We start from the raw sequence: 12,073 nt of genomic DNA, 5'->3' as shown, positions 1-12,073 counted from the left end.
CCGTGCTGTACCTCGATCACGCCGCGACCTCGCCGGTACGCCCCGAGGTGCGAGCGGCCATGGAGCCCTACCTCACCGCGGTGTTCGGCAACCCCGCCAGCCACCACACCGCGGGCGAGACGGCGGCGCGGGCGCTGGAGGACGCCCGCACCAGGGTCGCCCGCGTCTTCGGGGCGCGGGTGGGCGACGTCGTCTTCACCGGCGGCGGCACGGAGGCGAACAACCTCGCCGTGAAGGGGATCACGCTGGCAGCGCTCGCCTCCGGGCGGCGGCGCGTGGTGGTGTCACCCATCGAGCACGAGTCGATCCGGGAGTCGGCAGCGTACCTCGCCCGGTTCCACGGGGTGACGGTCGCGATGCCCGCGGTGGACGGGACCGGGCGGATCGGGCCGGACGCCCTCGACACGGTGCTCACCGACGACACGGCCGTCGTGTCCGTCGGACACGCGAACAACGAGATCGGCACCGTCCAGGACATCCCCGCGCTCCGCGAGGTCGTCCGCGCCCGCCGCGTGCCCCTCCACGTCGACGCCGTGCAGTCGGCCGGCTGGCTGCCCCTGCACGATCTGGATGCCGACGCCGTGTCGGTCGCCGGGCACAAGCTCGGCGCTCCCAAAGGGACCGGGGCGCTCGTCGTCCGCGGACGCCTCCCTCTGGAGCCGCTCCTGCACGGTGGCGGCCAGGAGCGCGGACGGCGGTCCGGCACGGTGGACGTCGCCGGAGCGGTCGGCCTGGCGACGGCGCTCGAGCTCGCGGAGCAGGAGCGCGCGGCCGCTGCGGCCCGAGCGGCAGAGGCCACGGCGCGCTTCATCGCCGAGGTGACCCGGCGGGTGCCCGATGCGACGCTGACCGGGCATCCCGTGCATCGGCTCCCCGCGACGGCGAGCTTCACGATCGCGGGTGTGAGCGGCGAGGCGGTGCTGTTGGAGCTGGAGCGCCGCGGGGTGATCTCGTCCAGCGGCTCCGCCTGCGCGGCCGGCAGCGACGAGCCCTCCCCCGTGCTGCTCGCCTGCGGCATCACCCCGGAGGTCGCCCAGACGGCCGTGCGGTTCACCTTCGGGCGCACGGCGCTCCCGGCGGACGCTCCCGAGCGCCTCGCCGCACTGGTCGCGGAGGCGGTCGCCGCGGTCCGCGGCTGACGGACGGCTCTAGACTCGGCGGAGTGACCGCCCCCACCCCGATCGTGACGCTGATCGTGCCAGGACGCGACATCGCCGCGTTCGCCCCCGCCGCTCTCGACTCCCTCCGCGCGCAGACGGACGAGCGGTGGCGTGCCATCCTCATCGACGACGGCTCCACCGACGACACGGGAGCGATCTTCGCCGACGCCGCCGCGAGGGATGCCCGCTTCACCGTGGTGCGGCATGAGGTCTCCGTCGGGCTCGGCGCCGCGCGCAATGTCGGCCTCGCACGGGTCGACACGCCCTTCACGGGCTTCCTCGACGCGGATGACGAGCTGATGCCGGACGCGCTGGCGACCCTCGTGGGCACGCTCGAGCGCACGGAGAGCGACTTCGCCGCCGGCGCCTACGTGCGGCTGCGTCCCCAGGGGCGAGGATACGTGCCCGGCCGCGTGCAGCCGTGGGTGGCCGCGGCGACCTCTCCGGCCCGCCTCGGCACCACTCTGGCGGAGCACCCGCAGGCCGTGTCGAACATCGTCGCGTGGTCCAAGGTGAGCCGCACGGAGATGTGGTCCGACCTGCGGTTCCCCGAAGGGGTGGCCTACGAGGACCAGGTCGTCGCGCAGACGATGTACACCCGGGCACGCGCCTTCGACGTGCTGCCGGACGTCGTGGTGCGCTGGCGCGTCCGAGCGGACGGCACCTCGATCACCCAGAGCAAGGCGCAGCTCCCCGTGCTCCGCGACTACCTCGCCGCGCTCCGCGGCGGCATCCGCGTGCTGCAGGAGGCGGGCGCACACGCCGCCGTGACCGCCCGGCTCGACCTCATCCTCGCGATGGACGTCGCTCCGCTCCGGGAGATCGCGGACACCCATCCCGATCCCGCCTACGCGGCGGAGGTCTCCGCGTTCCTGGCCGAGCTGCGTGCCCTTCCCGAGTTCGCCGACGCCCGCCCCGACCCCACCCTCGCCGCCGCCCTCGCGTGGTGAGCCCCGCCGGAAGGACCCCCGCATGACCGACTACCTCTCCTCGCTCTTCGCGCTCGACGGCCGCACCGCGGTCGTGACCGGCGGCAGCTCGGGCATCGGCCGCGGCATCGCGACGGCGCTCGCCCGGGCCGGCGCGGCCACGGTGATCGTCGCCCGCGGCGCGGAGCGCATCGCCGAGACCGTCGAGGAGCTGAACGCGCAGGGGTGCCGGGCCGCGGGCGTGGTCGGCGATCTGAACACACGCGAAGGCATCCATGCGGTCGCGGAGGCCGCGGCCGTCCCCTTCGGCGAGCCGGACATCCTCGTCAACTCCGCCGGCATCAACATCCGTCCGCCCTACGCCGAGATCACCGAGGCGGATTGGGACGCGACGATGACCGTCAATGCGCTCGCCCCGTTCCTCCTCGGTCAGCGCTGGGCGCAGGGCATGGCGGCGCGCGGGTTCGGGCGACTCATCCACATCAGCTCCCAGCAGGCGCACCGCGCGTTCGTGGGCAGCGGGGTGTACGGCGCCTCCAAGGGCGCGGTCGAGTCGCTCATGCGCTCGGAGGCCGAGGCCTGGGGCGGCACCGGTGTGACGAGCAACTCCCTCGTCCCCGGATTCGTCCTCACACCCCTGAACGCCCGCCTGCAGGAGGATCCCGCGACGATCGCGGCCCTCGCGGCCCGGACGATGATCGGACGCAACGGTCTTCCCGAGGACTTCGCCGCGGCAGCGGTCTTCCTCGCCGGTCCGGGTTCGGCCTACGTCACCGGCCAGTCGCTGTTCATCGACGGCGGGCTCTCCGTGCACTGACCCTCGCGGTCGTCACCCGTCGGTCGGGCGCGGCCGGGCGTCGGTGCTCGATGCCGTCGGCAGCGGGACGCCCGTCGTCAGCGCCACGACGGCATCGGCGGCGGCGGAATCCTCCGGCTCGCGATCCGCACGGCGCGCGGCGAGGCCGGCCTCGACGCCCTCCTCGACACCGCCCCGGATCGCCGCCTCCTCCTCGGCCTCCGCTTCGATCTCCGCGTCGAGCACGCGCGACGCGGCCACCTGCTGCGCCGCCAGCTCGGCGTAGAGGCCGCCCTGCGCGAGCAGCTCGGCGTGGGTGCCGGATTCCACGATGCGCCCGGCCTCCAGCACATGGATGACGTCCGCCCCCATGACCGTCGACAGGCGGTGCGCGATCGACAGGGTCGTGCGCCCCTTGGCCGCCTCGTCGAGGGCCTCCTGCACCACGCGCTCGGACACGGTGTCCAGGGCGGAGGTCGCCTCGTCGAGCAGGAGCACCGGCGGGTCCTTCAGCAGCACACGGGCGATCGCGATGCGCTGCTTCTCGCCACCGGAGAGCCGGTACCCGCGCTCCCCCACGACCGTGCCGTAGCCCTTCTCGAAGCCCGCGATGATGTGGTGGATGTTGGCCGCGGTGCAGGCGGCGACCAGCTCCTCGTCCGTCGCGTCGGGCTTCGCGTAGCGGAGGTTCTCCCGGATGGTCGCGTGGAACAGGTAGGTCTCCTGAGAGACGATGCCCACGTCGTCGATGATCGACTCCTGCGTGAGGGTGCGCACGTCGGCCCCCGCGAACAGTACCGCGCCGCCCTTGGCCTCGTACAGGCGCGGTGCGAGGTACAGGATCGTCGTCTTGCCCGCGCCGGAGGGGCCGACGAAGGCGACGTGCTGCCCGGGCTCGGCCACGAAGGAGACCCCGTGCAGGGTGGGACGCGAGTCGGCCGCGGCATCCGGATACCGGAACACGACGTCCTGGAACTCGATGCGTCCACGCGGCCCGGGGGCCTGCGCCACGGCGATCGCATCGGGGGCGTCGGTGATCTCGGGCACGAGGTCCAGGTACTCGAAGATGCGGGCGAACAGCGCCGACGAGGTCTGCAGGTCGAGCGAGACCCGCATGAGACCCATGAGCGGCATGAGCAGCCGCGCCTGGACCGTCGTGAAGGCCACGATCGTCCCCGCGGTGATCGCTCCCGTGCCGCCCGCGATGAGGTATCCGGAGACGAGGTAGATGACGGCGGGGACGCTGGCCATGATGACCTGGACGACCGCGAAGAAGCCCTGACCGCTCATCGCCCGCCGCACCTGGAGGCGCACCTGGTTGCGGTTCTCCTGCTGATAGCGCTCGGACTCGGTGCGCTGGCGGTTGAACGCCTTGGACAGCAGCATGCCCGAGACGCTCAGGGTCTCCTGGGTGATGGAGGTCAGCTCGGACAGCGACTCCTGGGTCTCCCCCGCGATGCGGGCGCGCACCTGTCCCACGCGTCGCTGCACGAGCACGAGGAACGGCATGAGCACGACGGCGATGAGGGTGAGGCGCCAGTCGATGAGGATCATCGCTACGAGTGAGGCGATCACCGTGACCGCGTTGCCGAGGATGCTGGTGACCGTGTTCGTCAGCACGCCCGAGACGCCGCCGACGTCGTTCTGCAGCCGGGACTGGATCACGCCGGTCTTCGTGCGGGTGAAGAAGCCGAGCTCCATGGCCTGCAGGTGCTCGAACAGCCGCACCCGGAGATCGCCCGTGACGCTGTTGCCGACCGTGGCCGTGAGCCAGGTCTGTGCGACGCCGAGGACCGCCGAGAAGAGGAAGAGGCCGACCATCGCGCCGACGAGCACGCCGAGCAGCGAGAGGTGGGGGCCGCCGCCGTCGACGGGGAACAGCGCGTCGTCGAAGATGCGCTGCACGAGGAGCGGCGGGATGACCGCGATGCCCGCGCCGAGCACCACGAGGACACCGGTGAAGAGGATGCGCCACCGGTAGGCGCTGAACAGGGCGACGACCCGGGTGCCGAGTCCGTCGATCTTCGGAGCCTCCGCGTTGAGCCGACGCTGGGCGTCCTCGTCCACGCCGCGGAAACCGCCCCGCGGACCACCGCCCATCCCGCCCATGCTCATGGCGCCAGCGTACTCACCCCCCAGGACACCGGCTCCGCTGTCTCGGCGTTCAGCGATATCCCAGATTTCGGAATGAAATGTCCGTCCGACCCGTTACGCTGAATGACTCTCGCGAACTCTCGCACCTTCCTCTTCTCTCCGATGCCCTGGAGGCCGCCCATGTCTGCCGTCGATACCGGCTCCATCACGACGCCCCCCGCATCGAGCGGGGGCATCCCCCGCAAGGACATGCGGGTCATCTGGCTGCTGCTCGTCGCCGCCTTCGTCGCCATCCTCAACGAGACGACGATGGGCATCGCGATCCCGCACCTGAACACCGATCTCGGCATCCCGCCCGAGCTCGGGCAGTGGCTGACGAGCGCGTTCATGCTCACCATGGCGGTGGTCATCCCGACCACCGGCTTCATCCTGCAGCGCTTCACGACGCGACAGGTCTTCATCGCCGCGATGACGGCCTTCTCGCTCGGCACGCTCGTGGCGCTCGTCGCGCCCGGGTTCTCCGTGCTGCTCGTGGGTCGCGTGATCCAGGCCGCCGGCACCGGCATCATGATGCCGCTGCTGATGACGACGATCATGAACGTCGTGCCCGCGCAGTCGCGCGGCCGCATGATGGGTCGCGTCGGCCTCGTCATCTCGCTCGCGCCCGCCATCGGCCCCACGCTCGCGGGCGCCGTGCTCGACGCGTTCAACTGGCGCGCGCTGTTCGCGATCGTGCTTCCCATCGCCCTGATCTCGCTCGGCATGGGGGCGAAGTGGATGACGAACCTCGGCGAGACCCGCAAGGCTCCGCTCGACGTGCTGTCCATCCCGCTCGCGGCGCTCGGTTTCGGCGGCATCGTCTTCGGCCTCAGCCAGTTCGGCGGCGAAGGCGGTGCGGGCGGCACGACCGGCGTCATCGCCCTGGTCGTCGGCGCCGTCTCGCTCGCCCTCTTCGTCTGGCGCCAGCTCGTGCTGCAGCGGGTGGACGACGCGCTGCTCGACCTGCGCGTGTTCCGTTCGGCGAACTTCTCGCTGGCCGTCATCATCATGACGATCCTGGCGCTGTCGATGTTCGGCACGCTCACGCTGCTGCCGCAGTACCTGCAGAACGTCGCCGGACTCAGCGCTCTGGAGTCGGGCCTCATCCTGCTCCCCGGTTCGGTGCTGATGGGTCTCCTCGGACCGATCATGGGTCGCGTGTACGACGCGAAGGGCACCCGACCGCTGCTCATCCCCGGCACGATCCTCGTCTCGGCCTCGCTCTTCTTCTACTCGACGGTCGGCGAGCACACCGTGTGGTGGCTGCTGATCATCGTGCAGGCGGCCATGTCGGTGGGCCTCGCGATGTCGTTCACGCCCCTCTTCTCCTCGTCGCTGGGGTCGCTGCACCGTTCGCTGTACTCGCACGGCTCGGCCGTGCTGAACACGCTGCAGCAGGTCGGCGGCGCCGCCGGCGTCGCGCTGCTCACGGTCACGTACTCGGCCATCCTGCACGCCGGCGAGGACGAGGGCCTGTCGCGGGCGGTGGCGGGTGCCCCCGGTGCGCGGACGGCGTTCCTCATCGCGGCGATCATCTCGCTCGCCGCGGTCGCGCTCAGCCCGCTGGTGCGCAAGCCCGCCGACGACATCGGCGACGCGGCGCACGGCGGTCACTGACCGCACAGAGACACCGACGGCGTCTGCTGCTCACCGCTCCTTCGGGGCGGGGATGTGGCAGACGCCGTTGCTGCAGTAGCCGGCGGCACCGCCGTCGAGCAGCTCGATCGCACCCGGCAGCGGCTGCAGACCGAGCGGCGCGTCCTGCCCGGTGCTCTCCTGCTTCGAATCGGTCATCCCTCGATCGTACGCCTGCCAGGAGCACCGGGCGCCGCACGCTCTTCTCTGGGAGCCGACAGCGGCGTATCGTTCCCGGCGAGGGGGTGCACGCCCTCGCCGCGCGCCCCGGAGCCGAGGAGGCGCCATGATCATCCACCCGCCCGAACGGACCACCGCGACCGGGCATGTCGCGGCGATGTACGAGAGCGACCTCGCCGACGACGGGATCGTGTTCGCACACACCCGGGCCATGGCCGTGAACCCCGAAGCCCACGCCGCCTTCGAGGCGCTCGTCCGCGCGGTCGTCCCCTCGATCGGCGTGGGAGTCTACGAAGCCGCGACCCTCGGTGCGGCACGGGCCCTCGGTTCCGCACACTGTCTGCTCGCCCACGGCCGCCGCTCCCTCCGCGCGGGAGTCGTCGACGAGGCGGGACTCGCCGCCTTCGCTGCCGGAGACGACCGCGGTTTCACGGAGCAGGAGCAGGTCGTGATCCGCTTCGCCGCACGCCTGTCGACGGATCCGTCGGCGATGACCGATGCGAACACGCAGGAGCTGCGCGAGGCGGGGTTCAGCGACCGGCAGATCGTGGACATCACCCTGGCGGCGGCGGCGCGCAACTACTTCAGCAGGGCATTGCTCGCGCTGGCCGTCCCCGTCGAGGAGGTCTCCGGGCTGGACCCCGCTCTCGCCGCGGCGCTCACGCACGCCTCCGCGGCCGAGCCGCCAGGTGATCGATAGGCCGCTCCCCTTAATCTGGACGGATGCTCCGACGATTCCTCGCCCGCGTGTACTGGGCCGTCAGCCGGTGGACCCTCGTCGCCGACGCCGCCCCCACGCGGCCGACCGTCCTTATCGGCGCCCCGCACACCTCGAACTGGGACTTCGTGCTCATGCTCGCGATCGCCTGGCGGCTGGGCATCGAGGTGCACTGGCTGGGCAAGAAGAGCCTGTTCCGCGGCTGGCGCGGCCCGATCATGCGCGGCCTCGGCGGCATCGCCGTCGACCGGGCGGATCCGGCACGCATCGTCGGCGAGGTCGTGGACCAAGTGCACGCCGGGACCGTGTTCGGCCTCGTCGTCACCCCCGACGGCACCCGCGGCGGCAACGAGTACTGGAAGAGCGGCTTCTACCGGATCGCGCGTGCCACCGGCATGCCGGTCACCCTCGGCTTCGTCGACCGCCACACGATGACGACCGGCCTCGGGCCGACGATCGACCTCACGGGAGACGTGGCCGCCGACATGGACCGGATCCGCGCGTTCTACGCCGACAAGCACGGCGTGCGTCCGGAGCGCCGCACGGAGCCGCGGCTGCGCGAGGAGACGGCCGAGCGGCCGGAGGGCTGACGCCTCACTCCTCCGCGGGGGCGTGGTCTCGGGCGTACGCGAGGTCGTCGTCGGACAGCGACTCGATCATTCCGACCACCGCTCCGGTGATCTCCCTGATCTCCTCGCGGACGTCCTCATCGAGGTGCCGCGAGCCGCTGCCGATGACCGCTCGGCGCGCCTCGTCGGACAGCTCGGGCCACCATTCGTCGATCGGGGGCAGGGTCATCTCGGGTCCTTTCCTGAGGCGTCTCCGCCGGGCCGCGCAAGGTCCTGGACAGCGGCGGATCGTGCCCACGAGACTATCGCCATGAGAGCAGAACCCCCTGGCGCCGCGGACGAGCGCGACGACCGCGACGACGGCCGCGACGAGACCCCGAACGAGCGCGCGGACCGCAACTGGGAGGAGCTGCTGCAGGAGCTGCGGGTCATGCAGACCGGCACCCAGATCCTCACCGGATTCCTTCTGGCGGTGGCCTTCCAGCCGCGCTTCACCGACATGGACGAGTTCCAGCGCGATTTGTACGTCGTCCTCGTGGCCCTCGCCGCTCTCGCGACGATCCTCGCCCTCGCCCCCGTCGGCATCCACCGGGCCCTGTTCGGCAGCCGGCTGAAGCCCGAGCTCGTCCGGACGGCGGCGCGGCTGGTGAAGATCGACCTGTTCGTGATCGGCGCCCTCACGATCGGCGTCACGACCCTCATCATCGACTTCACGGTCAGCCGGACCGCCGGGATCATCGCGCTCGTCGCGTCCCTCGTGCTCGTGGTCGGACTGTGGATGGCGCTGCCCGGCCGGCTGCGGCGCGCCCGAGCGCGGGCGCGATCACACGACGGACCGCCGCCCCCGTCGGCGTGAGCGCGACGAGGGCGGCGGTCGGACAGCGGGTCGATCAGCGACCGGCGGGACTGCGGTTCTCCGCGCTCACCATCCAGGCGAACTGCTCCAGCCGCTCGATGACGGCGTGCAGCAGATCGGCGGACGTCGGGTCCTCCTCGTCGACGGCGTCGTGCACGTCGCGCATCGTCCCGACCGCGGCCTCGAGGCGCGCGGTCACGAGGTCGATGGTCTCCGTCGTGGACACCTCGCCGGTCGGGAACTCCGGCAGCGTGGTCGTCTTCGCGATCGTGGCGCTGCGGCCGTCGGGGACGGCGTGCAGCGCGCGCATGCGCTCCGCGATGGTGTCGCTGAACGTCCGGGCGTCCTCGATGATCTCGTCGAGCTGCCGGTGGGTGTCGCGGAAGTTCCGTCCGACGACGTTCCAATGCGCCTGCTTGCCCTGCAGCGAGAGCTCGAGCAGATCGACGAGCACGGCCTGCAGGTTCGCCGCGAGGGTCGGGGATGCCGTGAACCCCTTCTCCGCGTTCTGCTGGCGCGTGGTCTTGACGCCGGCCTTCGCCGCCCCGTCCTTGCTGCGGGAGCTGCTGGTCTTCGTGGACTTCGTGTCTGCCATGGTGTGACCTCCTGCCGTCACGGTAACCCCGCCACGCGGCCGATTCGAGGGGGTTGACACCCACCGGGCGCACCCCCGAACGTGAGGGAGGCGACACGGCCATCACGAGAGGCGGAACAGTGGGAACAGCAGCACAGGAGGATCGACCCGAGGTGGTCATCGCCCCTCTGACCGCGGCGGATGCCGGCGAAGTGCTCACGATCCAACGGGCGGCCTTCGTGTCGGAGGCGGCGATCTACGGGAGCGTCGACATGCCGCCGTTGACCCAGACGCTCGCCGAGATGGAGGCCGAGCTCACCTCGGAGCGCGGCCTGGGTGCCCGGATCGACGGCCGCCTGGTCGGAGCCATCCGGTTCGTCGAGGACGACGACCTGCTCCTGATCGGACGGATCGCGATCGCCCCCGACATGCAGGGCGAGGGCATCGGGCGAAAGCTCCTCGAGGCGGCGGAGCAGGCCTCCGACGCCCGCGAGTCCGAGCTCTTCACCGGAAGCCTCAGCGAGGCGAACATCCGGCTGTACGAGTCCTGCGGATACGAGGAGCGCGAACGGGTGCCGCAGGGCGACGGCACCGCCCAGGTCTTCCTCCGCAAGCGGCTGCGAGGTTAAGGGCATCGCCCCCGTCGGCGCAAGGGGGTCGAGGGGATCCGGGGCGATGGGGAATCGTAGCCGGGACATGTCGCGACCGCGTCATGCCCCAACCGGAAAGGAGAGCTCGTGCTCACCCTCACCGACAACGCCACCGCCATCGTGTCGACCCTTGTGAGTCGACAGAACGACGCGCCGGCCGCCGGGCTGCGCATCCACACCGCCGATGCGCAGGACGATTCGGGCGCGGCCCGGCTCGCCGTCGCCGTGACCGCCGACCCGGAGCCCGCCGATCAGGTCGTCGAGCTGTCGGGCACGCGCCTGTTCCTCGACGAGGCCGCCGCCTCCGCGCTCGACGACAAGGTCCTCGACGCGGGCGTGGACGACGAGGGCTCCGTGTCCTTCGCCGTGCTCCCTCAGGTCGCCTGAGACCTCAGACTTCGGACGCCGCGGCCGCCCCGGCCGCGGCGTCCGTCCGTCTCCGAGCACGCTCTGATAACGAGGTCCGCGCCTTCGGGGCACCCGGCCGCAAACGCTCTAGCATCGGAGCATGCGACGACCTGCTTCTCTTCTTCTCGCCCTTGCCGCCACCGCGCTCGCGGTGACGGCCTGTGCTCCCGCGAACTCGGCCGAGCCGTCCGCGTCTCCTCGTCCCTCGGAGACCACCAGCGCATCGCCGACGCCGACGGAGACCACGTCCGCGCAGATCGTGGTGACGCTGGACGGTCTGACGGTCACCGGCGCGGAAGACCGGAGCGCCGATTACACGGACGCCGCCGCCCTTCTCGAGCTCCTCCAGGAGGTCACCGGCCAGCTTCCCGAGCCGGAGAGCGTGGAGATCTTCCCCGGCGAGGCCTCCACGCTGGAGGCGTACGACTGGGAGGGCCTGCGCGTCCTGGCCGACAGCACCGGCGAGGCCCCGGCGAGCGTCTCCGTCACCGCGGCCGAGGTGGCGGGCCTCCCCGTCGTCACCGAGGACGGATTCCGCGTCGGCAGCACCCGCGCCGAGCTCCGCGCCGCCGATGCCTGGGCGCTGACGGATGCGGAGGACCCGGAGACGGCGAGCGAACTCGGGCTCGGCGGCCGCGAGGTGCCGGACACCGAGTCCCTGACCCGCCCGGGCTCCACCGGGATCATCTACACGATGTTCGTGCTCGACGGCGACACCGTCACGCAGATCATGGTCCCCGCGAACGACTTCAGCGACCTCTGACCCGCGGCGTCACCCTCAGTCCCAGTCCAGGTACTCCTCGAGCACGACGGCCGTCTCGATGGGGTGCGTCATCGGGAAGAGGTGATCCCCGCCCTCGACGACCTTGATGCTGGCGCGCTCCGGAGCCGTGGCGCGCAGGCTCTCGGCGTTCGCGGGCGGGGTGACCTCGTCGGCCGTCCCCTGGATCAGCAGCACCGGGATCACCGGGGCGAGGGGCGTCTCCACGTCTTCCACGCCGAGGAGTGCGAGACCGTTCACGCGCTCCGGATGAGCCAGCGCGAATGACCGTGCGATCGTGCCGCCGAAGCCGTGTCCGCCGATCCACGTGTCGCCGAGGCCGAGGTGGTCGATGACGGCGAGCGCGTCCGCGACGCGGTCGTCGATCGAGACGTCGGCGTCATCCGCGCGATGGCCGATCCGCACCACGTGGAATCCGGCCTCCTCGGCGAGGTAGTGACCGACCACTCCGAGCACGTCGGCGGCCAGGCCGCGCTCCTGGATGAGCACGAGCCTGACCGGCCCGTCACCCTCGTCGACGAAGGGGATGGCGCGGCCCTCGGGCTCGAAGATCTGGGTGTCGGTCATCGGCGTCGTTCTCCTCAAGCCGTCGGTGTCAGGTTCGCAGGCGTCGTCCGCGCCGGGCTCCTGCGACCGGGCACCGGGCGGTGGCGCCTGCGTCCAGCGTAGCCCGCCGGGGGACGA

Annotated in this window: 15 protein-coding genes; 10 read left to right on the top strand and 5 right to left on the bottom strand. The window is 71.6% G+C overall.

Annotated features, from left to right (window positions below):
• Positions 1 to 2: 2 nt before the first annotated feature.
• Genes IZR02_RS05380 through IZR02_RS05370 form a run of 3 tightly spaced genes read left to right on the top strand, consistent with a single transcriptional unit; the run spans position 3 to position 2,906 of the window.
• Positions 3 to 1,139 carry a cysteine desulfurase family protein gene (locus IZR02_RS05380; protein ID WP_025102926.1) on the top strand — a complete coding sequence of 379 codons (1,137 nt, stop codon included), beginning with the start codon at positions 3 to 5 and terminating at the stop codon, positions 1,137 to 1,139.
• 23 nt (positions 1,140 to 1,162) lie between these two features.
• Positions 1,163 to 2,110 (top strand): glycosyltransferase family 2 protein, encoded by a 948-nt coding sequence (locus tag IZR02_RS05375; RefSeq protein WP_025102925.1) that lies wholly within the window; start codon positions 1,163 to 1,165, stop codon positions 2,108 to 2,110.
• A gap of 22 nt (positions 2,111 to 2,132) precedes the next feature.
• Positions 2,133 to 2,906: an SDR family NAD(P)-dependent oxidoreductase gene (locus tag IZR02_RS05370; RefSeq protein WP_025102924.1), complete on the top strand. Its 774-nt coding sequence runs from the start codon at positions 2,133 to 2,135 to the stop codon at positions 2,904 to 2,906.
• A gap of 12 nt (positions 2,907 to 2,918) precedes the next feature.
• Here IZR02_RS05370 and IZR02_RS05365 read toward each other — a convergent pair whose 3' ends face one another.
• On the bottom strand, positions 2,919 to 4,994 hold the full coding sequence (locus IZR02_RS05365; protein ID WP_025102923.1) for an ABC transporter ATP-binding protein: 2,076 nt from the start codon (positions 4,992 to 4,994) through the stop codon (positions 2,919 to 2,921).
• 165 nt (positions 4,995 to 5,159) lie between these two features.
• Between IZR02_RS05365 and IZR02_RS05360 the strand changes: the two genes are divergently transcribed.
• Positions 5,160 to 6,635 (top strand): MDR family MFS transporter, encoded by a 1,476-nt coding sequence (locus tag IZR02_RS05360; RefSeq protein ID WP_025102922.1) that lies wholly within the window; start codon positions 5,160 to 5,162, stop codon positions 6,633 to 6,635.
• Positions 6,636 to 6,665: 30 nt separating this feature from the next.
• On the opposite strand, the gene IZR02_RS05355 is transcribed toward IZR02_RS05360, so the two are convergent.
• Complete coding sequence (locus IZR02_RS05355; RefSeq protein ID WP_197426449.1) at positions 6,666 to 6,812, bottom strand: hypothetical protein; 147 nt, start codon at positions 6,810 to 6,812, stop codon at positions 6,666 to 6,668.
• A gap of 127 nt (positions 6,813 to 6,939) precedes the next feature.
• Between IZR02_RS05355 and IZR02_RS05350 the strand changes: the two genes are divergently transcribed.
• Positions 6,940 to 7,533, top strand: a complete 594-nt coding sequence (locus tag IZR02_RS05350) for a carboxymuconolactone decarboxylase family protein (protein WP_217316576.1) — start codon at positions 6,940 to 6,942, stop codon at positions 7,531 to 7,533.
• Between the two features lie 23 nt (positions 7,534 to 7,556).
• Positions 7,557 to 8,141, top strand: a complete 585-nt coding sequence (locus IZR02_RS05345) for a 1-acyl-sn-glycerol-3-phosphate acyltransferase (RefSeq protein WP_025102920.1) — start codon at positions 7,557 to 7,559, stop codon at positions 8,139 to 8,141.
• A gap of 4 nt (positions 8,142 to 8,145) precedes the next feature.
• Here the strand turns inward: IZR02_RS05345 and IZR02_RS05340 are convergent, their stop codons facing one another.
• Positions 8,146 to 8,349 (bottom strand): hypothetical protein, encoded by a 204-nt coding sequence (locus tag IZR02_RS05340; protein WP_025102919.1) that lies wholly within the window; start codon positions 8,347 to 8,349, stop codon positions 8,146 to 8,148.
• An 81-nt stretch (positions 8,350 to 8,430) separates the two neighbouring features.
• Here IZR02_RS05340 and IZR02_RS05335 point away from each other — a divergent pair, with 81 nt between their 5' ends.
• Entirely contained in the window at positions 8,431 to 8,976 is a 546-nt protein-coding gene (locus IZR02_RS05335) for a DUF6328 family protein (protein ID WP_025102918.1), read from the top strand.
• Positions 8,977 to 9,010: 34 nt separating this feature from the next.
• Here IZR02_RS05335 and IZR02_RS05330 read toward each other — a convergent pair whose 3' ends face one another.
• Complete coding sequence (locus IZR02_RS05330; protein WP_025102917.1) at positions 9,011 to 9,571, bottom strand: Dps family protein; 561 nt, start codon at positions 9,569 to 9,571, stop codon at positions 9,011 to 9,013.
• 152 nt (positions 9,572 to 9,723) lie between these two features.
• On the opposite strand from IZR02_RS05330, the gene IZR02_RS05325 reads away from it, so the two are divergent.
• The 3 genes from IZR02_RS05325 to IZR02_RS05315 all read left to right on the top strand — a co-directional run bounded on the left by IZR02_RS05325 (position 9,724) and on the right by IZR02_RS05315 (position 11,371).
• Positions 9,724 to 10,179: a GNAT family N-acetyltransferase gene (locus IZR02_RS05325; RefSeq protein WP_025102916.1), complete on the top strand. Its 456-nt coding sequence runs from the start codon at positions 9,724 to 9,726 to the stop codon at positions 10,177 to 10,179.
• A gap of 108 nt (positions 10,180 to 10,287) precedes the next feature.
• A complete protein-coding gene (locus tag IZR02_RS05320; protein WP_025102915.1) occupies positions 10,288 to 10,587 on the top strand; it encodes a Fe-S cluster assembly protein HesB in 300 nt (99 codons plus the stop codon).
• Between the two features lie 121 nt (positions 10,588 to 10,708).
• Positions 10,709 to 11,371, top strand: coding sequence for a hypothetical protein (locus IZR02_RS05315; protein ID WP_025102914.1), 663 nt, complete (start codon positions 10,709 to 10,711; stop codon positions 11,369 to 11,371).
• Positions 11,372 to 11,386: 15 nt separating this feature from the next.
• Here IZR02_RS05315 and IZR02_RS05310 read toward each other — a convergent pair whose 3' ends face one another.
• Complete coding sequence (locus IZR02_RS05310; RefSeq protein WP_025102913.1) at positions 11,387 to 11,956, bottom strand: alpha/beta fold hydrolase; 570 nt, start codon at positions 11,954 to 11,956, stop codon at positions 11,387 to 11,389.
• Positions 11,957 to 12,073: the final 117 nt, after the last annotated feature.

Source organism: Microbacterium paraoxydans, assembly GCF_019056515.1.
Lineage (GTDB): Bacteria > Actinomycetota > Actinomycetes > Actinomycetales > Microbacteriaceae > Microbacterium.
The sequence above is the reverse complement of the archived record's forward strand: the minus strand, read 5'-3'. Positions and strand labels throughout refer to the sequence as shown.